This is a genomic window from Streptomyces sp. NPDC030245, assembly GCF_055572995.1.
The window spans coordinates 619,384-643,815 of the sequence record NZ_JBVICF010000002.1 but is presented as its reverse complement, the minus strand read 5'-3'; the positions used below and the strand labels follow the sequence as shown (position 1 = coordinate 643,815).

At 74.9% G+C, this 24,432-nt stretch carries 22 protein-coding genes; 21 read left to right on the top strand and 1 reads right to left on the bottom strand.

Going from position 1 to position 24,432, the window contains the following annotated elements:
- Window positions 1-17 precede the first annotated feature (17 nt).
- The 17 genes from ACZ4Z4_RS07320 to ACZ4Z4_RS07240 all read left to right on the top strand — a co-directional run bounded on the left by ACZ4Z4_RS07320 (window position 18) and on the right by ACZ4Z4_RS07240 (window position 18,755).
- Window positions 18-791, top strand: a complete 774-nt coding sequence (locus ACZ4Z4_RS07320) for a FadR/GntR family transcriptional regulator (protein WP_468323479.1) — start codon at window positions 18-20, stop codon at window positions 789-791.
- A complete protein-coding gene (locus ACZ4Z4_RS07315; RefSeq protein ID WP_468323476.1) occupies window positions 788-2,095 on the top strand; it encodes a CynX/NimT family MFS transporter in 1,308 nt (435 codons plus the stop codon). Before ACZ4Z4_RS07320 ends, ACZ4Z4_RS07315 begins: the two co-directional genes overlap by 4 nt.
- A gap of 72 nt (window positions 2,096-2,167) precedes the next feature.
- Window positions 2,168-3,025 (top strand): GNAT family N-acetyltransferase, encoded by an 858-nt coding sequence (locus ACZ4Z4_RS07310; RefSeq protein ID WP_468323473.1) that lies wholly within the window; start codon window positions 2,168-2,170, stop codon window positions 3,023-3,025.
- A 57-nt stretch (window positions 3,026-3,082) separates the two neighbouring features.
- Complete coding sequence (locus ACZ4Z4_RS07305; RefSeq protein ID WP_468323469.1) at window positions 3,083-4,984, top strand: ABC transporter ATP-binding protein; 1,902 nt, start codon at window positions 3,083-3,085, stop codon at window positions 4,982-4,984.
- 86 nt (window positions 4,985-5,070) lie between these two features.
- The gene (locus ACZ4Z4_RS07300) at window positions 5,071-6,270 is read left to right on the top strand and encodes a metallophosphoesterase (RefSeq protein WP_468323466.1); all 1,200 of its coding nucleotides are present in this window, start codon (window positions 5,071-5,073) and stop codon (window positions 6,268-6,270) included.
- Window positions 6,271-6,364: 94 nt separating this feature from the next.
- Window positions 6,365-6,712 (top strand): DUF6479 family protein, encoded by a 348-nt coding sequence (locus ACZ4Z4_RS07295; RefSeq protein ID WP_468323463.1) that lies wholly within the window; start codon window positions 6,365-6,367, stop codon window positions 6,710-6,712.
- Window positions 6,713-6,805: 93 nt separating this feature from the next.
- A complete protein-coding gene (locus tag ACZ4Z4_RS07290; protein WP_468323460.1) occupies window positions 6,806-7,222 on the top strand; it encodes a CBS domain-containing protein in 417 nt (138 codons plus the stop codon).
- Window positions 7,223-7,461: 239 nt separating this feature from the next.
- Window positions 7,462-8,424 (top strand): NAD-dependent epimerase/dehydratase family protein, encoded by a 963-nt coding sequence (locus tag ACZ4Z4_RS07285; RefSeq protein ID WP_468323457.1) that lies wholly within the window; start codon window positions 7,462-7,464, stop codon window positions 8,422-8,424.
- A gap of 161 nt (window positions 8,425-8,585) precedes the next feature.
- Window positions 8,586-10,247 (top strand): carbamoyltransferase family protein, encoded by a 1,662-nt coding sequence (locus ACZ4Z4_RS07280; protein ID WP_468323454.1) that lies wholly within the window; start codon window positions 8,586-8,588, stop codon window positions 10,245-10,247.
- The gene (locus tag ACZ4Z4_RS07275) at window positions 10,247-11,341 is read left to right on the top strand and encodes a glycosyltransferase family 2 protein (protein WP_468323451.1); all 1,095 of its coding nucleotides are present in this window, start codon (window positions 10,247-10,249) and stop codon (window positions 11,339-11,341) included. Before ACZ4Z4_RS07280 ends, ACZ4Z4_RS07275 begins: the two co-directional genes overlap by 1 nt.
- Window positions 11,338-12,045, top strand: coding sequence for an HAD-IIIA family hydrolase (locus tag ACZ4Z4_RS07270; RefSeq protein ID WP_468323448.1), 708 nt, complete (start codon window positions 11,338-11,340; stop codon window positions 12,043-12,045). The genes ACZ4Z4_RS07275 and ACZ4Z4_RS07270 overlap by 4 nt, the downstream gene beginning before the upstream one ends.
- Complete coding sequence (locus ACZ4Z4_RS07265) at window positions 12,042-13,214, top strand: glycosyltransferase family 9 protein (protein WP_468323445.1); 1,173 nt, start codon at window positions 12,042-12,044, stop codon at window positions 13,212-13,214. The genes ACZ4Z4_RS07270 and ACZ4Z4_RS07265 overlap by 4 nt, the downstream gene beginning before the upstream one ends.
- Entirely contained in the window at window positions 13,211-14,176 is a 966-nt protein-coding gene (locus ACZ4Z4_RS07260; protein ID WP_468323442.1) for a glycosyltransferase, read from the top strand. The genes ACZ4Z4_RS07265 and ACZ4Z4_RS07260 overlap by 4 nt, the downstream gene beginning before the upstream one ends.
- Complete coding sequence (locus tag ACZ4Z4_RS07255; protein WP_468323439.1) at window positions 14,173-15,456, top strand: glycosyltransferase; 1,284 nt, start codon at window positions 14,173-14,175, stop codon at window positions 15,454-15,456. Before ACZ4Z4_RS07260 ends, ACZ4Z4_RS07255 begins: the two co-directional genes overlap by 4 nt.
- A 148-nt stretch (window positions 15,457-15,604) precedes the next feature.
- A complete protein-coding gene (locus ACZ4Z4_RS07250; protein ID WP_468323436.1) occupies window positions 15,605-16,255 on the top strand; it encodes a D-sedoheptulose-7-phosphate isomerase in 651 nt (216 codons plus the stop codon).
- Window positions 16,252-17,670 carry a D-glycero-beta-D-manno-heptose 1-phosphate adenylyltransferase gene (gene rfaE2 / locus ACZ4Z4_RS07245; protein WP_468323433.1) on the top strand — a complete coding sequence of 473 codons (1,419 nt, stop codon included), beginning with the start codon at window positions 16,252-16,254 and terminating at the stop codon, window positions 17,668-17,670. The genes ACZ4Z4_RS07250 and rfaE2 overlap by 4 nt, the downstream gene beginning before the upstream one ends.
- Before the next feature lie 2 nt (window positions 17,671-17,672).
- Window positions 17,673-18,755: a glycosyltransferase family 9 protein gene (locus ACZ4Z4_RS07240; RefSeq protein WP_468323430.1), complete on the top strand. Its 1,083-nt coding sequence runs from the start codon at window positions 17,673-17,675 to the stop codon at window positions 18,753-18,755.
- Between the two features lie 71 nt (window positions 18,756-18,826).
- Here the strand turns inward: ACZ4Z4_RS07240 and ACZ4Z4_RS07235 are convergent, their stop codons facing one another.
- On the bottom strand, window positions 18,827-20,110 hold the full coding sequence (locus tag ACZ4Z4_RS07235; RefSeq protein ID WP_468323427.1) for an MFS transporter: 1,284 nt from the start codon (window positions 20,108-20,110) through the stop codon (window positions 18,827-18,829).
- A gap of 577 nt (window positions 20,111-20,687) precedes the next feature.
- Between ACZ4Z4_RS07235 and ACZ4Z4_RS07230 the strand changes: the two genes are divergently transcribed.
- From ACZ4Z4_RS07230 to ACZ4Z4_RS07215, 4 genes are all read left to right on the top strand, one after another.
- A complete protein-coding gene (locus ACZ4Z4_RS07230; protein ID WP_468323424.1) occupies window positions 20,688-21,431 on the top strand; it encodes an SDR family oxidoreductase in 744 nt (247 codons plus the stop codon).
- Between the two features lie 109 nt (window positions 21,432-21,540).
- Window positions 21,541-22,509, top strand: coding sequence for an NAD-dependent epimerase/dehydratase family protein (locus tag ACZ4Z4_RS07225; protein WP_468323421.1), 969 nt, complete (start codon window positions 21,541-21,543; stop codon window positions 22,507-22,509).
- Window positions 22,493-23,512, top strand: coding sequence for a glycosyltransferase family 9 protein (locus tag ACZ4Z4_RS07220; RefSeq protein ID WP_468323418.1), 1,020 nt, complete (start codon window positions 22,493-22,495; stop codon window positions 23,510-23,512). Before ACZ4Z4_RS07225 ends, ACZ4Z4_RS07220 begins: the two co-directional genes overlap by 17 nt.
- Entirely contained in the window at window positions 23,509-24,384 is an 876-nt protein-coding gene (locus tag ACZ4Z4_RS07215) for a glycosyltransferase family 2 protein (RefSeq protein ID WP_468323415.1), read from the top strand. Before ACZ4Z4_RS07220 ends, ACZ4Z4_RS07215 begins: the two co-directional genes overlap by 4 nt.
- Window positions 24,385-24,432: the final 48 nt, after the last annotated feature.

Below are 24,432 nucleotides of genomic sequence, written 5' to 3'. Positions count from 1 at the left end.
AGAGAAAGTGCCGACCGATGCCGTTGCGCAGCGCCGCCCGGACCAGCCTCGTCGACCTCGTCATCGCCCAGATGGAGAGCCTCATCGCCGACGGCGAGTGGCGGGTGGGCGAGAAGATCCCCGCCGAGCCGCTGCTCGTGGAGCAGCTCGCCGTGGGGCGCAACACCGTCCGGGAGGCGGTTCGCGCGCTCGTGCACACGGGGATGCTGGAGCCGCGGCAGGGTGACGGGACGTACGTCCGGGCCAGCAGCGACTTCGGCGCGGCCGTGCAGCGCAGAGTACGCAGGGCAGGAGTTCTGGAGGCGTACGAGGTCCGCGCCAGCCTGGAGCGGGACGCCGCCCGGTACGCGGCGGAGCGCCGCACGGACGAGGACCTCGCGACGCTGCGGGCCGCGCTCGCCGAGCGCACCGCGGCGTGGGAGAGCGGGAACACGGCCGCGTTCGTCGACGCGGACATGGCCTTCCACCGGACGGTCGCCGAGGCGGCGCACAACAGCGTCCTCGCGGAGCTGTACGGACACCTCAGTGACGCCCTGCGCTCCACGGTGCAGTCCGTCATCGGGGCGCCCGTCCCGGACTCGGTGCGCCACCAGCTCGCGGGCCACGAGGCGATCGTCGACGCCATCGAGGCACGGGACCCCGAGGCCGCGGAGGCCGCGGTCCTTGCCCATCTCGACGAGGGGATGGCGGCACTGCGGGAACACCCGCCCGGCGCCTCCGACACGCCGTCGGACACGGCTCCGGCCACCGACTTCGGCGCCCACAAGAACGACCGCAGGAGCAGCACATGAGTAAGGCAGCAGCACCGGTACCGGCGCCGGACGAGCCGCCGCCCCCCAAAGCCGCACCCACCGGTACCAGCACGGCTGCGCCGAACCCCGTCGCCGCCCCGACCCCCGCCCCACCCCCGACATCCCCCCGCGCCACCCTCTACCTCGCCCTCGGGGTCGTGCTCCTCGCGCTCAATCTGCGGCCAGCCCTCGTCGCCGTCTCGCCGCTCGCCGATACCATCCGGGACGACAGCGGCATGTCGGCCGCCGCGACGAGTCTGCTCACCGCGCTGCCGTTGCTCTGCTTCGGGCTGCTCGCGCCCGTGGCGCCGCGGCTCGGGCGGGGGCTCGGGATGGAGCGGTCGTTGTTCGGGACGATGGTGCTGATCTGTGCGGGCACGGCGCTGCGCCTGGTCGACTCGGTCGTCGCGCTCTTCGCGGGGACCGTCGTCATCGGCGCGGGCATCGCCGTCGCCAATGTGCTGTTGCCGGGGCTCATCAAGCGTGATTTCCCGGCCAAGGCGGGCCTGATGACGGGTCTGTACTCGATGTCGCTCTTCGGCGGTGCCGCCCTCGCGGCCGGCGTGACGCTGCCCGTGCAGCAGGCGAGCGGCATGAACTGGCGTACCACCCTGGCCTGTTGGGGCGCGCTCGCGGTGGTCGCGCTGGTCGTGTGGCTGCCGCAGATCCGGTCGCGTACCCGCGTGGGCGCCGCGGCGGCACGGCAGGCCGCGCATCCCGTACGCGGGCTCTGGCGCTCCCCGCTGGCCTGGCAGGTCACCGCGTACATGGGGCTCCAGTCCCTCAACTACTACGCGGCCGCCGCCTGGCTCCCGACCGTCTTCCAGGACGCAGGCATGGGCGCGGGCGACGCGGGCTGGATGCTCTCCTTCTCGTCGCTGCTCGGCATCGCGGGCTCCTTCCTCGCCCCGGTGATCGTCGGCCGCAGGCTGCGCTCCGGCACCCTCGCCGCGCTCGGCGCGGCCCTGTGCGCGCTCGGCTTCGCCGGACTGCTCGTCGCGCCGGTCGGCGGCGCCTATCTGTGGATGACGCTGCTCGGCCTCGGGCAGGGCGCGGCCATCAGCCTGGCGCTGCTCTTCATCGTGCAGCGCGCGCCCGACACCCGGCACGCGGCGCAACTCTCCAGCATGTCGCAGTGTTTCGGGTACATCCTCGCCGCCACCGGGCCGACCCTCCTGGGCGCCGTCCACGACGTCTCGCACAGCTGGACCGTGCCGCTGGTCCTCCTGCTCGTCCTGCTGGTGCCACAGGTCGTGGCCGGGCTCGGCGCCGCACGCGACCGGCACGTGGCGGGCATCGGCTGACGCCGCACCGGGCAGGATGCACCCGGTGCGGTCCTCCACGGCCCGCCGTGTCGGTTCGAGAAGGGTGCAGCGATGACGGATTCGGCCCCCGGGCGGCTCGCTGTCTCACGGGCGACGCTCGACGACTGGCGAGTGGTCACGGAGTGGGCGGCGGGCGAGGGCTGGAACCCCGGCCTCGCCGACGCCCCGTCGTTCTTCGCGCAGGATCCCGACGGGTTCTTCCTGGGGCGGCTCGACGGCGAACCGGTCTCCGCGATCTCCGTGGTCAACTACGGCGACAGCTACGCCTTCCTCGGCTTCTACCTGGTCCGCCCCGACCGGCGCGGCCAGGGCCTGGGGCTCGCCACCTGGCGGACGGGGCTCGCGCACGCCGAGGGCAGGACCGTCGGCCTGGACGGCGTCCCCGCCCAGCAGGACAACTACCGCCGCTCCGGCTTCGAGTGGCGCCACGGCACGCTCCGCTACCTCGGCCCGCTGCCCGCGCCCGACGCGCCCGACCGGCACGTGCGCCCCGTCGAGGCAGCGGGCCTGCGGGCGCTCCTGGCGTACGACGGCGCATGTCTGCCCGCCGACCGGCCGCGCTTCCTGGAGTCCTGGCTCACCGCCCCGGGCCACCGCGCCCTCGCCCGCATCGTCGACGGCAGGCTGACCGGGTACGGAGTGCTCCGCCCCGGCCGTGACGCCCTGCGCGTCGGACCGCTGTTCGCCGACACCCGCGCCGACGCCGAGGCGCTCCTGGACGCGCTGGCCGCGGAGGCGGACGGCGCGCCCGTCGCGATGGACGTGCCCGAGACCAACCCGGAAGCGGTGGCCCTCGCCGAGGCGCGCGGCATGAAACCCACCTTCGACACCGCCCGCATGTACACGGGACCGGTCAGGGAATACGCGGAGGGAAGGGTCTTCGGCGTCACCTCGCTCGAACTCGGCTAGGTGAAAGCGGCGGTCGAGCCTTGACCTCAAGTTTAGTTGAGGTTCTAACCTTCCGGTATGAGCATGGAAACGACCGCGTGGACGCAGATGTACAGCGTCATGACCGCGCAGCAGGACCGCCGCCCCTTCGCCCGAGCCACGCTGCGCCGCATCGGCGCCTTCGCACGGCCCCACCGCCGCCGCATCTGGCAGTTCGTGCTGCTGAGCGTCGTCACCGCACTCCTCGCCGTGGCAACTCCCGTCCTCGCGGGCCATGTTGTCACGGCCATCGTGAAGGGCTCCGACTCCTCGACCGTCGTGCGGTACGCCGTGCTCATCGCCGTGATCGCGCTCGCCGAGGCCGGCCTCGGCCTGCTGAGCCGCTGGCTGTCGGCGAACCTCGGCGAAGGCCTCATCCTCGACCTGCGGACCGCCGTCTTCGACCACGTGCAGCGGATGCCCGTCGCCTTCTTCACCCGCACCCGCACGGGCGCGCTGGTCAGCCGCCTCAACAACGACGTGGTCGGCGCGCAGCGGGCGTTCAGCAACACGCTGTCCGGCGTCGTCGGGAACATCGTCACGCTGCTCCTGACCCTCGTCGTCATGCTGACGCTCTCCTGGCAGATCACCCTCCTCGCCCTGGTGCTCCTGCCCGTCTTCGTCGTGCCCGCGCGCCGCATGGGCTCACGCATGGCCAGGCTCCAGCGCGAGGCGGCGCACCACAACGCCGCCATGGGCACCCGCATGACCGAGCGCTTCTCGGCGCCCGGCGCCACCCTCATCAAGCTCTTCGGCCGGCCCGCCGACGAGTCCGCCGAGTTCGCCGCGCGGGCCCGCCGGGTGCGGGACATCGGCGTACGGACCGCCATGGCGCAGTCCGCGTTCATCACCGCGCTCACCCTGGTGTCGGCCCTCGCGCTGGCGCTCGTCTACGGCCTCGGCGGGTACTTCGCGCTGGAAGGCACCCTGGCCGCGGGCGACGTCGTCGCGCTGGCCCTGCTGCTCACTCGGCTCTACGCGCCGCTGACCTCGCTGGCCGGGGCGCGCGTCGAGGTGATGAGCGCGCTCGTCAGCTTCGAGCGGGTCTTCGAGGTGCTCGACCTGAAGCCGCTCATCGAGGAGAAGGCCGAGCCGGCGCAGGTGCCCGACGGGCCCGTCGCCATCGAGTTCGACGACGTCCGGTTCGGCTACCCGTCCGCCGACAAGGTCTCCCTCGCCTCCCTCGAAGAGGTCGCCTCGCTCGACACCCGCGGCGGCGAGGAGGTCCTGCACGGCCTGTCCTTCCGCGCCGAGCCCGGCCAGACCATCGCGCTTGTCGGCTCCTCGGGAGCGGGCAAGTCGACCATCGCGCAGCTGCTGCCGCGCTTGTACGACGCCGACGAGGGCACCGTCCGCATCGGAGGCGTCGACGTGCGGGACCTGTCCGCGGACTCGATGCGGGCCACCCTCGGCATGGTGACGCAGGACGGCCACCTCTTCCACGAGTCCGTCCGCGACAACCTGCTCCTCGCCCGGCCCGGCGCGAGCGAGGACGAGCTGTGGGACGTGCTGCGGCGAGCCCGCCTCGAAGAGCTCGTACGGTCGCTGCCCGACGGCCTGGACACCGTGGTCGGCGAGCGCGGCTACCGCCTCTCCGGCGGTGAACGGCAGCGGATGACCATCGCCCGGCTGCTCCTCGCCGGACAGCGCGTGGTCATCCTCGACGAGGCGACGGCCCACCTGGACAACACCTCGGAGGCCGCCGTGCAGGAGGCGCTGGCCGAGGCGCTCGAAGGCCGTACCGCCGTGGTGATCGCGCACCGGCTGTCCACGGTGCGCTCCGCCGACCAGATCCTCGTCGTCGAGGCGGGACAGATCGTCGAACGCGGGACGCACGACGAACTCCTTGCCCTGGACGGGCGGTACGCGGAGCTGTACCGGACGCAGTTCGCCAAGGGCACGGAGCCGGTGGACCCGGCGGAGGTCGTGACAGCGGCCTGAGAGATACGCCGGCCCGTGTCCATTCGTCCACCAGGAGTTCATTGGTTCCCCACCAACCGCACGCGCTCCCGTGAGAGAAACCCTCCATGTGCGACGACGAGTTGATACCACCGAGTGCGGACCTGACGGAGGACCAGTGGCTGCGGGCCGATCCGGCGCTCGCCGAAGGGCCGGTGGGGGAGCGGGTCAGTCGGATGCGGGCGCCGCGCCGCAGGACCGTGCTGGGCGGTGTGGTGGCGGGGGCGGCGGCGCTGGCCGTGCTGCCGGGCGGGGCGCAGACCTCCGCGGCGGCGGCCTCCCGCACCGGCAAGTTCCCCTTCCCGGCCGCCCCGAACAGGTCCGGGGAGTACGCGGTGCTCCTCACCGGTGACGCCGGCACCGGCGAGGAGGCCCAGCACGCGGTGGCCGCCGCCGCCCGCGAGGTGTGCCGCGCCGAAGGCATCGGCCTGGCGGTCGGCCTCGGCGACAACATCTACGAGAACGGCCCCGAGTCCGCCGACGACTCCGAGTTCCGCGCCAAGTTCGAGGACCCCAACTCCGGTGTCGACATGCCGTGGCTGATGGTCCTAGGCAACCACGACTGCTCCGGTCTGATACCGGGCAGCGGCGGCGACCCGTCACGCGGCGACCGGGAGGTCGCCTACGCCGAGGGATCGCCCCGCTGGTACATGCCGAGCCGCTACTACACCGTCGCGCTGCCCGCCGCGGCCGGGCCCGAACCGGTGGTCGAGTTCTTCGCCATCGACACCAACCCCGTCTCGTCGTACGTCGCCCAGCTCGACCCGCACTACCGGTGGAACGGCCCCTACATGCGCGCGCAGCGCGCGTGGCTGGACGGGGCCCTCAAGGCGTCGCGGGCCCGCTGGAAGATCGTGCTCGGCCACCACCCGTACCTGAACAACGGCAAGCACGGCAGCGCCGGTTCGTACGACGGCTTCGTGATCGGGCACTACACCAGCGGCATCCACCTCAAGGAGCTGTACGAAGAGGTGGTGTGCGGGCGCGCCGACCTGATCCTGTCCGGGCACGACCACACGCTTCAGATCCTGGAGCCCACCGCCCGCACCGGCGGCACCCGGCAGATCGTCTGCGGCGCCGCGGGTAAGGCCGGAGACGGAAGGGCCCATTTCAACCATCCGGCGGCCTGGCAGAACTTCTCCGAGCACGGCTTCATGGTGCTGAAGGTGTCCGAGCGGGCGATGACCGTCGAGGCGTACACCGTCGACGTCGCCACCCGCAGGGCCCGCCTCGCCCACCGCACGCGTACGACCGCACCCGTGGGGTAGAAGGTGCGGAGGTGTTGCACCGGAGCAGAAGCCGCGAAAAGGGCGATTTAAGCTATTTTTCGGGCAGGCCGGGTACATCCCTTATATGGAACCAATGGAACTGGCTGTCCCGCACACCGTGGCCCTGCTGATGTGGGTCGCCGGCATCGTCGTGGCCGGCATGCTCCTGGCCGCCTTCTTCTGGGGCCGGCGCGCCCAAGCACGCGAGACGCGGGTGCCGAGCCCCGAAGAGCAGCCCAAGCGGCCGTACGACGGGCCGGTGCGGGAGGAACGTGAGTACCGCGACCCGGACGAGGTGCCGCGCGACGGCGGCCGCCTCACGCCGCACGAGCTCAACGACGGATACGGCAAGTCCGGCACGCACCCCAGCCCCTCCCAGGACCCGGACGACCACAGGAAGGGCAGCGGCGGCAGCTTCGGCAGCGGCGGCCTCGGCAGCTGAGCGCCGCAAATAGACCCGTACGGCGGCGATACACCCCATGCCGCCCACGGGAACCCATAGGGCTGCCCACAGCGGACCGACCTACGGAGTGACATGACCACGGCCAGAGAGATCATGACCGGCGGCGCGGAGTGCATCGGCGCCGAAGAAAGCGTCCTGCTCGCCGCCCAGAAGATGACCGAGCTCGGGGTCGGGGCGCTGCCCATCTGCGGCACCGACAACCGGCTCAAGGGCATGCTGACCGACCGCGACATCGTCGTGAAGGTCCTCGGCCAGGGCAAGGACCCGGCCGGCACCAAGGCCGGCGAGCTCGCCCAGGGCGAGGCCGTCACCATCGGCGCGGACGACGACGCCGACGAAATCATGCGCACCATGACCTCCCACAAGGTCCGCCGCCTTCCGGTGATCGACGGCCACGACCTCGTCGGCGTCGTCGCCCAGGCCGACGTGGCCCGCAGCCTCCCCGACCCGTCCGTCGGACAGCTCCTCCAGGCCCTCTCCTCCGACTGACCACCGAGCAGGGCCCCCGCCTTCCCGATGCCCGCCCGCGACGCCCTCACCGGCGTGGCGCGGCGGGCATCTCGCGTGCTCGGCGGCGCGCACGCGTCACCCGTATGCCCTACACCACCGAGCCGTCCGCGCTCACCTGACAGAGGCTGATCGAGAACTCGGCGGCCCCCAGGCCGCCGGCGACCGGCGGTCGGCACCGGACCGGGTACGCCGTCCCCGCCGCACGTGAGGAGTCCTGGATGACCACAGCTCTGTCAGGAAAGTGGGAGCACGCCGTCGTCACCGGCGGCGGAGGCTTCGTCGGCTCGCATCTGTGCACCGCCCTGCTGGCCGCAGGCACCGCTGTGACCTGCGTCGACGACTTCAGCACCGGGCGGCCCGAGAATCTGACGCCGCTCCTCGACCGGCCCGGCTTCCGGCTCATACAGGCGAACGTCGCCGAGGGGTTCACCGTGGAGCGGCCCGTCGACCTCGTCCTCCACTTCGCCTCCCCGGCGTCGCCCGCCGACTATCTGCGGCTCCCCCTGCACACCCTGGACACCGGCAGCCTCGGCACCCGCAACGCCCTGGAACTGGCACACCGGTCGGACGCCCGCTTCGTGCTCGCCTCGACCTCGGAGGTCTACGGGGACCCGGAGCAGAATCCGCAGGACGAGCGGTACTGGGGCCACGTCAACCCGGTCGGGCCGCGCAGCGTGTACGACGAGGCGAAGCGGTTCGGCGAGGCACTGACCACCGCGCACGCCGACGCCGAAGGCACCGACACCGGCATCGTGCGCCTCTTCAACACCTACGGCCCCCGGATGCGCGGCCACGACGGCCGGGCGGTGCCCACCTTCGTCCGGCAGGCGCTCGACGGCGAGCCGCTGACCGTCACCGGCGACGGCAACCAGACCCGCTCGCTCTGCTACGTCGACGACACCGTGCGCGGCATCCTCGCGGCGGCCGCCCACGGCATGCGCGGCCCGGTCAACATCGGCAACCCCACCGAGATCACCATGCTCGAACTGGCGCGCCTGGTCATCGAACTCACCGGCTCCCGCTCGGAGATCCGCTTCATCGACCGGCCCACCGACGACCCGGCCGTGCGCTGCCCGGACATCACCCTGGCCCGCGACAAGCTCGGCTGGGAACCGGAAGTCGCCGCCGAGGAAGGCCTGCGGCGCACCATCGACTGGTTCCGCGCCACAGCCGACCGCTGAGCACCGGGCGGCACGCCCACCGCGCCGCCCCTCGCGGGAAACCTGCCTGCCCAGACCCAGCTTGGTCATGTTCCCCGTACCGCTGTCACCCGCGCGCTCCCGCGCCACGACCGCGGCACCGGACACGGGCCAAGGACCGCCGACAGAATCTCGGACACCCCATGCGCGTCCTCGGAATCAACGCCCTCTTCCACGACCCCGCCGCAGCCCTCGTGATCGACGGCAGAACCGTCGCCGCCGCCGAGGAGGAGCGGTTCTCCCGGCGCAAACACGGCAAACGACCCCTGCCGTTCTCGGCCTGGGAACTCCCCGAACAGGCCGCCGCCTGGTGCCTGAGCAGGGCCGGTCTACGGCCCGAGGACCTCGACGCGGTCGCCTACTCCTACGACCCCGAACTCGCCAGGCCCGCCGAGTCCATGGGCCTCGACGACCCTTGGGACCACCTGCGCCAGACCTACGCCCGCGAGGCCCCGAACTTCCTCAGGACCGCGCTGCCGGGGCTCGACCCGGGCATCGTCCGCTTCGTACCGCACCACATGGCCCACGCCGCGTCGAGCGCCTTCGCCGCGCCCGACGCGGAGGACTCCTCGGTCCTCGTGCTCGACGGCCGCGGCGAGCGCGCCTCGCACCTCGCCGCACGCCGCGTCCGCGACGAGCTGGAGCCGCTGTACGCCCAGGACCTGCCGCACTCCCTCGGCCTCGTCTACGAAGAGCTCACCGGGCACCTCGGATTCCTGCGCTCGTCCGACGAGTTCAAGGTGATGGCCCTCGCCTCCCACGGCACCCCGCGCATGCTCCCGGAGCTGCGCAAGCACGTGTACCCGACGGGCGACGGAGGGTTCCGCGCCACCGCCGTGCCGTGGCACGAGCTGTGCCCGCCGCGCGGCGCGGACGAACCCTGGACCCAGGACCACGCGGACGTGGCCGCCAGCGCCCAGGCCGTCCTCGAAGAGACCCTGCTCGACCTGGCGCGCTGGCTGCACGGCAAGACCCACCACACCGTGCTCACCCTCGCCGGCGGCGTCGCGCTGAACTGCGTCGCCAACTCCAGGATCGCCCGCGAGGGCCCCTTCTCCCGGGTGTGGGTGCAGCCCGCGGCCGGTGACGCGGGCACGGCACTGGGCGGCGCGCTGCTCCTCACCGCGGGCGAGGGCGTGCAGCCGGAGCCCATGACCGGCGCCGATCTGGGCCGCGACTGGTCGGACGCCGAACTCGGCGCCTGGCTGAAGACCGCAGCCGTCACCTTCGAGCGGCCCGCCGACATCGCCGCGACGGTCGCGCGGGCGCTGGCCGAGAACCGGATCGTCGCCTGGTTCCAGGGCCGGTCCGAGTACGGTCCCCGGGCGCTCGGCCACCGCTCGCTCATGGCCCACCCCGGGCACGCCGGAAACCTGGAACGCCTCAACGACGTCAAGGGCCGCGAACAGTTCAGGCCCGTCGCCCCCATGGTCCTCGCCGACCGTGCCCCGGAGATCTTCGACGGGCCGATGCCCAGCCCGTACATGCTCTTCGTGCACGACGTGGCGGAGCCCTGGCGCGACCGGATCCCCGCCGTCGTCCACGTCGACGGGACGGCCCGCATCCAGACCGTGGACCCGGCGCAGGAGCCCCTGGTGGCCCGCATGCTCGGCGAGTTCGAGAAGCTCACCGGGCTGCCCGTCGTGGTCAACACCAGCCTGAACACCGCCGGCCGCCCCATGGTGGACGACCCGCGCGACGCGCTGGAGTGCTTCGGTTCCTCCCCCGTCGACCTGCTGGCCATCGGCCCGTACGCGATCCACCGCCAGGACCTCTTCCGCACCTCCGAAGGCGGCGATGTCTGATGGCCGCCGACAAGAAGCGGACCCGCAACACCCCCGAGGGCACCTACGCCGTGGTGATCCCCACCCTCGGGCGGCCGAGCCTGCGCGCGACCCTGCGCGCGCTCGCCGACGCCGCCGGACCCGCACCGGACCGGGTGATCCTCGTCGACGACCGGCCGGGAGCCGAGGGTGCAACCCCGCTGCCCGTCGAGGTCCCGGCCGCCCTGCGCCCCGTCACCACCGTGGTGAAGGGCAAGGCGCGAGGGCCCGCCGCGGCCCGCAACACGGGGTGGCGGGCGGCCGGGCGCGTGCCGTGGATCGTCTTCCTCGACGACGACGTCGTCCCCGGCCCCACCTGGTGCGACGACCTCGCACTCGACCTCGCCGCGGCGGCCCCGCGCGACGCGGCCGTCACCGCCCACATCGACGTGCCGCTGCCCGAGGACCGCAGGCCCACGGACTGGGAACGCAACACCGCGGGGCTCGCCACCGCCCGGTGGATCACCGCGGACATGGCCTACCGCCGTGAGGCGCTGGAGGCCGTCGGCGGCTTCGACGAGCGGTTCCGGCGCGCCTTCAGGGAAGACGCCGACCTCGCGCTGCGGGTGCTCGACGCGGGCTGGACGGTGGACGCGGGCACCCGCACCACGGCACACCCGGTACGCCCCGCCGACCGCTGGGTCTCCGTGCGGGTGCAGGCCGGCAACGCCGACGACGTCCTCATGACACGGCTGCACGGACCCGACTGGTGGGCCCGCGCCGCCGCGCCCCGCGGCCGGCTGCACCGCCACATCGCGGTGACCGCGGCGGCCGCCGCAGCCCTCGCCGCAGCCGCGCTCCGCAGACCGGGGGCCGCCACCGTCTGCGCCGCGGGCTGGCTGGCCGGCACCGCCGAGTTCGCGCTCGCCCGGATCCTGCCGGGGCCGCGGCACCGGGCGGAAGTGACCACCATGGCGCTGACCAGCGTGCTCATCCCGCCCGCCGCCGTCTGGCACTGGCTGCGCGGACAGGCCCTGCACCGACGCGTCGAACAGCTCGGCCCGCACCCGGCCGTGCCCGGCCACGGCTCGCCCCCACCGGTCCGGCCGGCCCACGAGGAACGGGTGCGCCGATGAGCCGACGCCCTCCGGAAACCCCGCGCACGGACACCGTCGCCCGCGGCCGCGAAGGGCCCTGGCTGATCGACGGCCCCCGAGGGGCGGTGACAACCACGCGCGGCGACCGACCGGACCTCCCCGCCGCGATCCTCTTCGACCGCGACGGCACCCTCGTCGAGGACGTGCCCTACAACGGCGACCCCGCGCTGGTACGCCTCGCGCCGACCGTGCGCGCCGCCGTCCGGGCCGTCCGCGCGGCGGGCATCCCCGTCGGCGTCGTCAGCAACCAGTCGGGCATGGCCCGCGGCCTGCTGACCCGCGCCCAGGTCGACGCGGTGCGGCGGCGCGTGGAGGACCTCCTCGGCCCGTTCGCCGTCTGGGCCATCTGCCCGCACGGCCCCGGCGACGGCTGCGGCTGCCGCAAACCCGCGCCCGGCCTGGTGCTCGCCGCGTGCCAACGGCTCGGCGTCCCGCCCGGACACACCACCGTCATCGGCGACATCGGAGCCGACACGGACGCCGCTCGCGCCGCCGGGGCCCGCGGCGTCCTGGTGCCCACCCCGGCCACCCGCGCCGAGGAGATCGAGGCGGCCGACACCGTGGCCCCGGACCTGCTCACCGCCGTCCGCCTGGCCCTCGGCGCGCGCGGCACGGACCGCCCGGCGGCGGCCGTCTGCGCCCCCGGGGCAGGCCCGGGTGCGGGGGAGGGGGAGCGGCGATGACCGGCACCCCGTCCCTGCCGCGCACGCTCGTCGTACGGCTCGACAGCGCGGGCGACGTGCTGCTCGCCGGGCCCGCCGTGCGCGCCGCGGCGGCCGGCTCCTCGTACACCGCGCTGCTCTGCGGGCCGCAGGGCGTGCACGCGGGCGAGCTGCTGCCCGGCGCGGACGACGTGCTGGTGTACGACGCGCCCTGGGTGGGCCTGGAGCCCGCGAAGGTGTCGCGCGAGGCGACGCGCCAGGTGCTCAACACCCTGACGGCAGGCCGCTTCGACCGGGCCCTGATCCTCGTCTCGTACCACCAGAGCCCGCTGCCCGTCGCCCTCCTCCTGAAGCTCGCCGGGGTCGCCTGGACGGCCGCCGACAGCGAGGACTACCCGGGCGCCCTCCTCGACCTGCGCCACCACCGGCTGCCCCACCGCCACGAGGCCAGGGCCGCCCTCGACCTCGCCGAGGCCGCCGGCTTCGCGCTGCCGCCCGGCGACGACGGTGCCCTGCGGGTCACGACACCGCCCGACACCACCTCCCTCACCGGCTCCGAGCCCTATGTGGTGCTCCACCCCGGGGCCGCCGTGCCCGCCCGCGCCTGGAGCCCCGACCGGGCACGGCGTGCCGTGGCGGCCCTCGCCTCCGCCGGGCACCGGGTCGTGGTCACCGGCGGGCCACGCGAGTGCGAACTGACCGCGAAGGTCGCCGGACGGCACGGCCTCGACCTGGGCGGAGCCACCGACCTGCGGCACCTGGCGGGCGTGCTGGCGGGGGCCCGGGCGGCCGTGGTCGGCAACACCGGGCCAGGACACCTCGCCGCCGCCGTCGGCACCCCCGTCGTCAGCCTGTTCGCGCCGGTGGTGCCGGCCGAGCGCTGGGGCCCGTACGGCGTACGCCACGTCCTGCTCGGCGACCAGCGCGAGCGGTGCGCGGACAGCAGGGCGCGGACCTGTCCGGTGCCCGGCCACCCCTGCCTCGACGGTGTCGGTGACGCCGAGGTGCTCGCCGCCGTGGCGGCGCTCACCGCCGACACCGCCACGGCTCACGCCGCAGGCGCCCTCGCCGCCGCCGACACCGACCGCACGGCCGGTCACCGGTCGCCCCCGCGCCCGGTGACCGCCCTGTCCCGACCGCCGACCGGAAAGGGCCGCACGCCCGGAACCGAACGAGGAGCGACCGTATGAACATCCTGCTGTGGCACGTGCACGGCTCCTGGACGACCTCGTTCGTGCAGGGGCCCCACACCTACCTCGTTCCCGTCACACCGGACCGCGGCCCCGACGGCCTCGGCCGGGCCCGGACGTTCACGTGGCCCGACTCCGTGCGCGAGGTCACGCCCGAGGAGCTGCGCGACGCCGAGGTCGACCTCGTCCTCTTCCAGCGGCCGCACGAACCCGAGCTGGCCGAACGCTGGCTCGGCGGCCGGCGCCCCGGCCGCGACGTGCCCGCCGTGTACCTGGAACACAACGCACCGGACGGCGACGTCCCCGACACCCGGCACCCGTGCGCCGACCGCGACGACCTCACACTCGTCCACGTCACGCACTTCAACCGGCTCTTCTGGGACAACGGCACCACCCGCACCGAAGTGATCGAACACGGCATCGTCGACCCCGGCCACCAGTACACCGGCCGCCTCGGCCGCGCCGCCGTCGTCGTCAACGAACCGGTGCGCCGCGGCCGTTACACCGGCACCGACCTCCTCGCCGACCTCAGCGAGGCGGCTCCCCTGGACGTCTTCGGCATGCGGACCGAGGGCCTGGCAAAGCACCTGGGCCTCACCGAGGACCGCTGCCGCACCGCCGACCTGCCGCAGAGCGAACTGCACGCGGCACTCGCCGAGCGCCGCCTGTATCTGCACCCGGTGCGCTGGACGTCCCTCGGCCTCTCCCTGCTGGAGGCCATGCACCTGGGCATGCCGGTCGTGGCGCTCGCCACCACGGAGGCGGTCGAGGCCGTGCCGCGCGGCACGGGCACCCTCTCCACCCGCCCCGAGGTCCTGGCGCGGGCCGCCCGGCACTACCTGCACGAACCGGAGGCCGCGGCCGAGGACGGCGCACGCGCCCGCCAGGCCGCTCTCGAAAGGTACGGACTCAAGCGTTTCCTCGACGACTGGGAGCGCGTGCTGACGGAGGCGATCTCATGACCTCGACCCTCGGCCCCCTCGACTCCGGTGTCCTCGGCGCCGAACCCGTCGGCCCCGGCGTGCTGTCGATCGCCCTCGTCTCCGAACACGCGAGCCCGCTCGCCGCCCTCGGCGGCGTCGACGCGGGCGGCCAGAACGTGCACGTGGCCTGCCTCGCCGGCGCGCTCGCCGACCGCGGCCACCGGGTGACCGTCTACACCCGCAGGGACGCACCCGACCTGCCCGAGCGCGTCGCGCTGCGCACCGGAGTACAGGTGCACCACGTGCCCGCGGGCCCGCCCGAGCAGATACCCAAGGACGAACTCCTGCCCCACATGGACGAGTTCGGCCGCTACCTGGCACGGGTCTGGCGCGGCCGCCCGCCCGACGTGGTGCACTCGCACTTCTGGATGTCCGGGCTCGCCTCGCTGCGGGCCACACGCGAGGTCGGCCTGCCCCTGCTGCACACGTACCACGCCCTCGGCACGGTGAAGCGACGCCATCAGCAGCTCGCCGACCCCAGCCCGCCCCGGCGGATCGCCCTGGAGACGGAGGTGGGCCTCGGCTGCGACCGGATCATCGCCACCTGCCGCGACGAGGTCGCCGAACTGGGCAGGATGGGCGTCCCCGCCGCCAAGGTCGGCATCGTGCCGTGCGGCGTCGACACCGAACTGTTCACCCCGCGCGGGCCGGTCGCCGAGCGCGGCACCCAGCGGCACCAGGTGCTCCAGCTGGGCCGCCTCGTGCCGCGCAAGGGCGCGGCGGTCTCCGTCGCCGCGCTGGCCCGGCTGCCCGAGACCGAACTCGTCGTGGTCGGCGGCCCGCCCGCCGGCCGGCTCGCCGAGGACCCCGAGGTCCGCAGGCTGCGCGCGCTCGCCCGCGAGGCGGGCGTCGCCGACCGGGTCCGCTTCACCGGCGGCGTACCGAGCGGCGACGTGCCGCCGCTGCTGCGCGCGGCCGACATCGTGCTCTGCCCCGCGGACTACGAACCGTTCGGCATCGTGCCGCTGGAGGCGATGGCATGCGGCAGACCCGTCGTCGCCAGCGCCGTCGGCGGGCAGCTCGACACGGTCGCCGACCCGGCCACCGGCCGCCTCGTGCCGCCCCGGGACCCCGAGGCCCTCGCCCGCGCCGTCGCCGAACTCCTCGCCGACCCCGCGCTGCGCGAGGCGAGCGGCGAGGCGGGGCGGCGCAGGGTCCTGCGCCGGTACGGCTGGGGCCAGGTCGCCGCGGCCACCGAGGCCGCCTACTGCGAAGTCCTCGACGCCAAGTCCCTCGTGACGGGGGTCGGAGCGGTGTGAGGCACGCACCGGACAGCCCGGTGACCGGCGCCGGTCACCGCGGACGCTCCCGACCGCCGCCGGCCCCCGCCGGCCGATCGCGCAGCACCGACACCCGAAGGAGGTGCGGGCCCCCGGCGTCCCCAGCGACGCCGCACGCCCGACCAGCATGAGCGAATCCCCCGCACTCGACGCCGCGCAGCTGCACTGCCGGTCACTGGAGCAAGCGCTCGGCCGGCTGCGCCGGGACGGCCTCGGCCGGATCGCGGACTGGGGCGGCAGGCTCGCCGCCGCACTGCCCGCGGGGAGCCGGCTCCTCGCCGCGGGCAACGGCGGCAGCGCCGCCCAGGCCCAGCATCTGACCGCCGAACTCGTCGGCCGCTACCGGCAGGAACGGCCGGCGTACTCCGCCATCTCCCTGCACGCCGAGACGTCCAGCGTGACCGCCATCGGCAACGACTACGGCTTCGACCACGTCTTCGCCCGCCAGGTCTCCGCACACGGCAGGCCAGGCGACATCCTCGTCCTGCTCTCCACATCGGGCCGCAGCGCCAACCTGATCACGGCGGCGGTCGCGGGCCGGGCCGCCGGACTGCGCGTCTGGGCGCTCACCGGGCCGGGCCCGAACCCGGTGGGCGAGGCCGCCGACGAAGTCCTGTACATCGAGGGCGACACCACGGCGACCGTCCAGGAGGCCCACCTCGTCGCCGTGCACCTGCTGTGCGAAGCCTTCGACGCGGCGCTCTCCCAGACCGTCGTGACCACCCCCGGACGCCTCGCGCCACGCGACGTGGTCCCCGTCAACGGGAACGTCTCGTGACCGCGCCGAAGCCGCTCGTCGTCGTCGGGGACGTGCTGCTCGACGAGGACATCGAAGGAGTCGCCACCCGGCTCTCCCCGGACGCCCCCGCGCCCGTCGTCGACGTCACCGCCGACCGGCGGCATCCGGGCGGCGCGGGACTCGCCGCCGCGCTCGCGGCACGCGGCGGCCGTGACGTGACGCTGGTGACCGCCCTCGGCGACGACCCCGCGAGCGAAGCGGTGCGCCGCGCGCTCAGCGGCCGGGTGCGGCTGGTGGAGCTGCCGCTGAACGGCACCCTGCCGGTCAAGACGCGCGTCCTCGCGTCCGGCCGCCCGCTGGTGCGCTTCGACCGGGGCGGCGGCACACCGGGAGAGCCCGACGCCGCCGTACGCGACGCGCTGGCCGGGGCCCACGCGGTCCTCGTCGCGGACTACGGGCGGCACACCGCGAGCGCCGTGCGCGAACACCTGGCGGCCGTCACCCCCCGCACCCCGCTGGTGTGGGACCCCCACCCCAAGGGCGACACACCCGTACCGGGCGCGCGGCTCGTCACCCCGAACGCGGCGGAGACCCGCGCCCTGTGCCCCGGCGACGACGAGACGCTGCGCGCGTACGCCGGGCGGGGCGCGGAGCTGGCGGACCGCTGGCAGGCCGCCGGGGTCGCCGTCACCCTGGGCGAGCGCGGCGTGCTCCTCACCCGGCCGGGTTCCGGTACGCCGATGCTCATCCCCGCGCCCTACCGCGCGAGCGGCGACCCGTGCGGGGCCGGTGACTGCTTCGCCGCCGCCACAGCGGCCGCCCTCGCCGACGGGGCACTCCCGGAGGAGGCCCTGCAACGGGCCGTCGCGGAGGCCGCCGCCTTCGTCTCCGCGGGCGGCGCCACGAACCCGTCCCTGTGGCGGTCGGCGTCCCCCGGCCGCGCCGAGGACGAGCCCCGCACCGACGCGTTCGCCCTCGCGGCACAGGTGCGGGCGCGCGGCGGGACGGTCGTGGCGACCGGCGGCTGCTTCGACCTGCTGCACGCGGGCCACGTCGGCCTGCTGGAGAGCGCCCGGCGCATCGGCGACTGCCTGATCGTCTGCCTCAACTCCGACGAGTCGCTGACCCGCCGCAAAGGGCCGGGGCGGCCGCTCAACAAGGAGGCGGACCGCGTCCGTGTCCTCGAAGCGCTCGGCAGTGTCGACGCCGTCGCCGTCTTCGCGGAGGACACCCCGCAGGAACTGCTCGGCAGGCTGCGGCCCGACGTGTGGGTCAAGGGCGGCGACTACTCCGTCCAGGACCTGCCCGAGGCCGAGACCCTGCGCGCGTGGGGCGGGCAGGCCGTCGTCCTGCCCTACCTCGACGGCCGCTCCACCACTCTCCTGGCCCGCCGGGCCGCCGCGGCCGCGACGCCGAACCGGCCGGCCGCACCCTCGGCCGAGAGGCGCCCCTGACCGTGACCGAGAAGACCACGCGACCGCCGCGGCCCGGCTCCCCGGGGCCGGACCGCCCCCGCGTACTGGTGCTGCGAGCGCTGGGCCTCGGGGACCTGCTGACCGCCGTACCGGCGCTGCGCGCCCTGCGACGGCGGCTGCCCTCCCACGACATCGTGCTGGCCGCGCCCGAACGGCTGACCGGCCCCGCCCTGGCCACCGGCCTGGTCGACCGGCTGCTGCCCGCGTCGGCACCGGGCCGGGCGGTCCCCTCCGACCTGCCGTGGCCGGGCCCGCCCCCCGACGTCGCCGTCGACCTGCACGGCAACGGCCCCCCGAGCCACCTGCTGCTCCAACGGCTGCGGCCCCGCCGCCTCCTGGCGTACGCACACCCCGGCACGCCCGGCATCGAAGGGCCCGCGTGGCGGGAGGACGAGCACGAGCGGGACCGGTGGTGCCGGCTGCTGTCCTGGTACGGCATCGACGCGGACCCCGCCGAGGTGCGGATCCCGTCGCCCGTGACGCCGTCACCGGCGCCCGGCGCGGTCGTCGTCCACCCGGGCGCCGACGCAGGCGCCCGCCGCTGGCCCCCGGAGCGGTTCGCCGCCGTGGCCCGGGAGCTGGCCACCCGCGGGCACCGGGTCGTGGTGACGGCGGGGGCGGGCGAGGAGGCGACGGCGCGGTCCGTGGCCTCGCAGGCCGGGCTGCCCGCGGACGCCGTGCTGGGCGGCGCCGCGGATGTGCCGTTCGACCGGCTGACGGCGCTCGTGGCCCACGCCCGCTGCGTCATCGTCGGCGACACGGGCCTGGCCCACCTCGCCACGGCACTCGGCACCCCCTCCGTCGTCCTCTTCGGCCCCGTGGCGCCCCGCCTGTGGGGACCGCCGGCGGACCCCCGCCACCGGGCCCTGTGGCACCCGGACGCCGCCGACGAGCCCCGCCCGGGCGACGCACACGGCACGCAGCCGGACGAGCGCCTGCTCCGGATCACACCGGAGGAGGTGCTCGCCGCGGTGGCGTCCTTGCCGGAGCCGGATCAGTCCTGGTTCCCGCCGTTCTCGACTGCGGGCAGTGGTCCGTCCTCGCGCAGTTCCCCGCGCCCCTAGGGGGGCGCTCCGCGCCCCGTCAGGGGCGCGGGGAACTGCGCGAGCAACCACAGAGCCGCCGCACCCGGCGGTCAGGCCGCCGTTTGCAGGGCGGGCTGGGGTGTGACGTCGCGGGCGGTCTCGCGGAGGAGTACGGGCTCGGTGGTCCTGCGCCTGCGCAGGAGGAACCCCGCCCCGATGGAGCCCGCGATGATCAGGCCGCCGGAGACGAGGGCGCCGCGGGCGCCGGCCAGTTCCATGAGGAGGCCGAGCGCGGGCGGTCCGCCGAGGCCCCAGGCGGTGCTGATGCTGCCCCACACGCCGAGCACGCGGCCCCGCAGGTGGGCGGGCGGGTCGGTCTGAAGGACGGTCGTGCCCGCGGTGTCGGAGACCGACTCGACGACGGCCATCGGCAGGACGAGGACCAGCAGGACGGCGAAGGACGGGGAGAAGCCCGCCACGACCTGGAGCAGCGCGCCCGCGGCGGCCAGCGTGCCCACGAGCCGCACGGACGGCTTCCGCAGCCGGGCGCCGAGGACCGCGCCGATGATGCCGCCGACGGCGAGGACGGTGGAGACCGTGCCGAACGACCCGGCGCCGCCGGCGAGCGGCCCGGTGACGAGCACGGCGAGCGTGAGGTTGTAGTTCCGCCCGAAGACCGCGCTGACGCCGGTCACCCCCGCCAGGGCCACGAGCCGGGGGCGCCGCATGAAGTACGCGAGGCCCTGCCGGACGGTCATGTGCTCGCCCACCGGCGCGGGCCCGGTCGGCGCGGGGCCCGTCGGCACCGGGGCGACGGACCGGCCGGCCCCGGCCTGGCGCACCGCGCCGTACGCGGGACGGAGGAAGGGGATGACGGCGGCGACGAAGAGGAACGACAAGCCGTTGGCGGCGTACGCGGCGGCCGTGCCGAGGAAACCGACCGTGACGCCGCCGAGTGCGGCACCGGCGAGACGGCCCGCGCTGTGGACGAGCGAGCCCACGCCGATGGCGGAGGGCACGTCCTCCGGCGGCACGAGGTCGTTGCCGAGGAGGGCGCACGCGGGCCCGTCGACCGTGGCGATGACGCCGGTGACGGCCGCGAGCACCATGAGGATCGTCAGGTCGAGCCCGCCGGTCGCCACGAGGAGGGCCGTCGTGAAGGCGACGGCGCCGAGCAGCGCCTGGCTGACGGAGGCGGTGAGCTTGCGCGGCCAGCGGTCGACGGCGGCGCCGCCCACCAGGCTCATCAGGAGCGCGGGCGCGGCCTGCACGGACATGGAGAGACCGGTGGCGGCGGCGGATCCGGTGATCTGAAGGACCAGCAGGTTCTGCACGGTGAGCTGCATCCAGGTGCCGGCGTTCGACACGAAGTTGGCGACGGACCACCAGCGCATGCTGCGGTACCGCAGGGACCGCCAGGGCGACCGGGACGCGGAGGCATGGGCGGGCACAGGCGGGGCAGGAGAGGTGGGGGGAGAAGAAGACACAGGGGCACTCGAAGACTCGGGGTGAGTCCGGAGGGACGGACTCAGGCGGAGGTCTCGGCGGGAGCTCGGAACACCGGCAGCACTGCGCGGTCACTCCACCGGATCTGTCTGGGGGCGCCGTCCTGCGGGAGGGGCGTCGGCGGGGTGCGCCAAGAGGCGCGTGGACGCTCCGGAAGTACGGCGACGACCATGGTGGCAGACGGGTTCGCCGCGCTCCGGGACGGCTCTGCCGAACATGCCGGTGATCGGGCCCAAACCCGCATCCACGCAAGGGAATTGGCGCTTCTGGTGTGCTTGCTCACACGGCCTCCCGGCGCCCCCGTGACCCCGCCTCCGGGCCCTTCGCGCGTGAGGGGCGCCACAGCCGGGCGCCGCCCGCCCGGCACCCGGCCCGAGGTGCCGGACTCCGCACCGGCCCTCACAGTGGGAAGCGGGGCGGTCGCGGAGCGCACCGCCGTCAACGAGAACGACGGAAGGCACAGGCATGGGCGGCGCACAGGTCGACCTCCACGGCAAGCAGGCTCTCGTGACCGGTTCGGCCAGGGGCCTCGGCGCCTCGATCGCCAGGAGACTGGCGGCCGCGGGCGCGTCGGTCCTGATCGCCGACGTCCGCAAGGAAATGGCCGGGGAGCTGTGCGACGAGCTCACCGCCGAGGGCCTCGATGCCCGGTTCCTGGAGATGGACGTGCGGGACGCCCCGGGAGTCGCCGCGGCCTTCCGCGACCTGGACGAGGCGGGCAGCCCCCTCGACATCCTGGTGAACAACGCGGCCGTGGACGTCTCCAAACCGATCGAGCACCTGACGGCCGACGAGGTCACACGGGTCGTCGAGACCAACCTGCTCGGGCCGATGTACCTGTGCCTGGAGGCGTACCGGCGCATGATCGCCCGCGGCGGCGGCCACATCGTGAACATCCTCTCCACCGCCGCCAACCGGACGTGGACGGAGGCGGGGCCCTACGCGGCGGGCAAGTCGGGTCTGCGGGCCTTCACCCACACGCTGTTCAAGGAGGCCCAGCGCGACTGCGTGGGCATCGGCGTCACCGGGATCATCGCGGGCGGCATGGAGACCCCGTTCATCATGGAGCGCTTCCCGGACGCCGACGTGGCCATGTTGCAGAGCCCGGACATCGTCGCCGACACGGTCCTGTACGCCCTGTCGGTCCCGGCCGGGAGCGTGGTGGGCGAACTGGTCGTCGTACCGCGCAGGGAGCCGTCCTGGCCGTGAGGGCCCGCTCGGGCACGGCTGTCACCGCCCATGTCTGAACGGCGTACGGCAGGGCACATGAGGCGCTGCCACCGACACCCACCCCAATGGCGGAAGGAAGGTCAAGCCCATGTCGCCGACGATGTTCTCCATGGCGCCGCAGCCCCCGCCTCCGTGGGAGAGGGCCATGGTCACCGCGGGGGCCGGCTTCCTCGGCTCGCACCTGTGCGAACGCCTGCTGGACGCGGGCGTCGCGGTCGACTGCGTGGACGACAGGCCGACCGGATCGACCGGCAATGTCCAGCACATGACGGACCACCCGGACTTCCGGTTCCTGGAGCGGGACCTCGCGCGGCCCGGCTGCGCCGACACGCTGCCCGGACCGTACGACCTGGTGGTGCACTTCGCATGCCCCGCGGCGGCGACCGCCGCAGGCCCCCTGGAGACGCTGGACGCCGGCAGCCTCGGCGCCCGCACCGCCCTGGCCGTCGCCGAGCGTGACGGGGCGCGGTTCCTCCTGGCGTCCACCTGCCCGGTCCACGGCGCCCCGGCCGGTCCCGCCGGCGAGACCCAGCGCTTCTCGGAGGCGCTGACCACCGCGTACGTGAGCGCCAAGGAGGCGGACGCGGGCATCGTGCGGGTCTTCCCGGCGTACGGGCCGCGCATGGACGCCGGGGACGGCCGGCTGATCCCCGGGCTGATCGGGCAGGCGCTGGGCGGGGGACCGGTGACCGTGCCCGGGGACGGCGGCGGCACGCCCTCGCTGTGCTACGTCGACGACACGGTCGACGGTGTGCTCCTGGTCGCCGCAAGCCGCTCCGTGCGGCCCGTCGACATCGGCGGCGACCCCGGGCCGACCCTGGCGGAGATCGCCCGCCGGGTCCTTGCCCTGACCGGCTCCCACGCACCCCTGGAGTTCACCGGGCCGCGCCCCCCGGAACCACCCGCGCCCGCCACCGGATTCGCCCACGAGCTCTTCGGCTGGACGCCCAAGGTCTCCCTCGACGACGGGCTCAAGCGCACCATCGCCTACTTCCAGAACGCCGGACAGGGCGCGCCGAGCGCCGAGGGAGGCGCACGCCATGCGTGCTCCTGGTGACGACCTGCGGGGGAACGTGGCGAAGGCGCTCGTCGTCTGCCTGGACGGCATGAGCGGCGTGCTCCTGGCCGGACCCGCCGTCCGCGCCGTCGCGACCAGGGCCGACCACGTGGCGATGTTGTGCGGACCGCGCGGCGCGCCCGCCGCCGGGCTGCTGCCCCACGTCGACGAGGTCCTCGTCTGGGAGGCGCCCTGGGAGGGCGACCGGCCGCCGTCGGTGGCGGAGGCCGACGTCGACGGTCTGCTGACACGCATGCGGGACGCGGCGTACGACGTCGCCCTCGTCGTCACGTCCTTCGAGCAGAGCCCGCTGCCCATCGCGCTGCTGCTGCGGATGGCGCAGGTCCCCCGGATCGGGGCCGACAGCGCCGACCACGCGGGCAGCCTCATCGACGTACGTCACCGGCGGCTGCCCGGCCGGCACGACGCCGAAGCGGCGCTCGACACGGCGGCGGCCCTCGGCTTCTCGCCCCGGCCCGGCGACGACGGCAGGCTCCGCGTGCTCCCGGCCCCCGACACCACGGGCCTCACCGGCAACGGCCCGTACGTCGTGCTGCACCCGGGCACCGCGGCACCCGCCCGCGCCTGGGACGCCGGACACGCGGCCGAGACGGCCGCCCTGCTCGCCGACGCGGGCCACCGCGTCGTCGTCACCGGCGGCCCCGAGGAGACCGCCCTGACCCGGCGGGTCAGCGGCGACACCGCCGTCGACCTCGGCGGCCGCACCGACCTGCGGACCCTGGCCGGCGTCCTGCGCGCCGCCGACGTCGTCGTCGCGGGCGACACCGGCCCGGCCCACCTCGCCGCCGCGACCGGCACCCCCGTCGTCTCCGTCGGCCCCCAGGACGTGCCCGCCGAACGGCGGAGCCCCTACGGCGTGCCCGCCGTGCTCCTCGGGGACCAGGACGACCCGGCCACGGACACCGGCCGCCCGGGCGGCACCGCCGCACCGCCGGACGACGTGGTGCGCGCGGTGCGGAAACTGCTGAAGGAGAGCACGTGAGCGCAGGCCCCCCGCGCACCACCGTCGCCGTGATCACCAGGAACCGCCGCGAGAGCGTCCTGCGCACCCTCGACCGGCTCGCCGCGCTGCCCGAGCGGCCGCCCGTCGTCGTCGTGGACAACGGCTCCACCGACGGGACGGCCGACGCGGTGCGCGCCCACCCCGTCGGCGCCCACGTCGTCGAGGCCGGGCGCAACACCGGCGCCCTCGGCCGCAACCTCGCGGTGCGGCACGCCACCACGCCGTACGTGGCCTTCAGCGACGACGACTCCTGGTGGGCGCCCGGCGCCCTCGACACGGCCGCCGACCTCCTCGACGCGCACCCACGCCTCGGGCTCCTGGCCGCCCGCACCCTGGTCGGCCCCGAGACCGAGGAGGACCCGCTCAACCGCGTCCTCGCCGACTCGCCGCTGCCACCCGTCCACGACCTGCCCGGCCGCCCCGTCCTCGGCTTCCTCGCCTGCGCGGCGGTGGCCCGGCGCGCGGCCTTCCTGGAGGCGGGCGGCTACCACCGGGTGCTGTTCTTCGGCGGCGAGGAGACCCTGCTCGCCTACGACCTGGCGGCCCGCGGCTGGGGTGTGACCTACGCGCCCTCCGTGACGGCCCACCACCACCCCGACCCCGCCACCCGGCCGGGTCGCTCCGCGGTGCAGCGGCGCAACGCCCTCCTCACCGCCTGGCTCCGGCGGCCGGTCCACGTGGCCCTGCGTGGCACGGCACACCTCGCCGCGGCGGCCGCCCGCGGGGAACGGGACGCCGCGAGCGCCCTCAAAGGCGTGCTCGTCCGCCTCCCCGCCGCCCTCAGCGCCCGCGAACCGCTGCCCGCCCGCATCGAGTCCGCGGCCCGCCTGCTGGACCGGGCCCCTTCATAAATCCCTCAACAGACCAGAAGCCCTCAACACATCAGAGGATCAGCGCAG